General features: G+C 63.5%; 1 protein-coding gene. It reads right to left on the bottom strand.

The window, feature by feature from the left end:
- Positions 1-58: 58 nt before the first annotated feature.
- On the bottom strand, positions 59-1330 hold a 1272-nt coding region (locus tag B3C64_RS06910; RefSeq protein ID WP_291534662.1), incomplete at its 5' end, for a YhgE/Pip family protein.

Below are 1330 nucleotides of genomic sequence, written 5' to 3'. Positions count from 1 at the left end.
CCGCCGGCGCGGCACCGCCAGACGTTCGTACGGGGACGCGGCGCGCGGCATCAACGCGCTACATCACCTTCGTGGATTCCAGATTGCGCAGCACCCAGTTGTTCAGCCGGATCACCGGTTTGCGCAATACCAGGCCAAGCAGCAGCGACGGTACCAGGAACAGCAGCAATTCGCCCAGATCGATCCAGTATTCGTAGCCGTAGGAGCCGGCCATCGCCGCATGCATCGCGTCGATGGCATGCGGGAACGGCAGGAACGGATAGCACAACTGGAAGAACTTCGGCAGCGTCTGGATCGGGAAGGTTCCGCCGGAACCGGCGACCTGCATCACCAGCAGCACCACGGCGAGCGCCTTGCCGATGTCGCCGAACGACACGGTGAGCGTGTACACCATGTTGCAGAACACGATCGAGCACAGCCAGCCGACGAGCAGGAACTGCAGCGGATGCTCGGCCTGCACGCCCAGATAGTACAGGTCGCCGAGGCATACGATCGTGCCCTGCAGCAGGGCGAGCAACGTGAAGATGCCCAGTCGCCCGAAGTACTCGTGATGCAATTTCAGCCCGAAACGGGCGGCGTTGCCGGGCACTTCGCGGTCGCGCGGCTGGATGGGCAGCTCGTCGCCCAAACCGAGCACATGGCCTTTCTCGCGGTCGGAAACGGCGGTTTTCATGATGGCGACGAGGATGATCGCACCCACCCAGATGGACAGCACCGTGTAGAACGGCGCCATGGCGGAACCGTAGTTCGCTATCGGATAGACGGCCACGCGGTCGAGCGCGACGGGCGCGGAAAGCAGTGTGGCCACGGCGCTGGTGTTCGTGGACGCGAGTTTCCTGATCGCATCCGTGTCGCCGTTCTGCACGGCGTTCGTGAATTCGGTGTTCAGCTTGTCGAGTTTGTTCGCGGATTTGCCGAGCGAACGGGCGACGCCGTTCAGGGTTTTGCGGATGGAGGCGATGCCCTTGCCGACGTCATGCGTGACGTCGCCCGCCTGGCTGGTGACGCCGCCGATGCCGGCCACCACGTCGCCGGTCTGCGAGATGAGGTCCTGCATGGAGTCCGCGAGCTTGTCGAATTGCGGCTTGACGTTGGTCGTGTATTCCTTGCGCGCGGAGACGATGGATTTCTTCGCGGTGGCGATCCGGTCGAGGATCTTCTGGCGTTCGCTCTGCAGGTCGCCGCTGTTGGCCGACACCTGCTTGGACGCGTCGGCGAGCGCCTGCGCCAATGCCTGGGTGTCCTGTTGCGCGGATTGCAATGTGGCGATCTGCTTGTCGATGGCGTTGAGCAGCGCCTGTTTGGTTTCGCCGTCCGGCATGTTTTCGAC

Source organism: Bifidobacterium sp. UBA6881, assembly GCA_002451435.1.
Classification (GTDB): Bacteria; Actinomycetota; Actinomycetes; order Actinomycetales; family Bifidobacteriaceae; genus Bifidobacterium.
The sequence above is the reverse complement of the archived record's forward strand: the minus strand, read 5'-3'. Positions and strand labels throughout refer to the sequence as shown.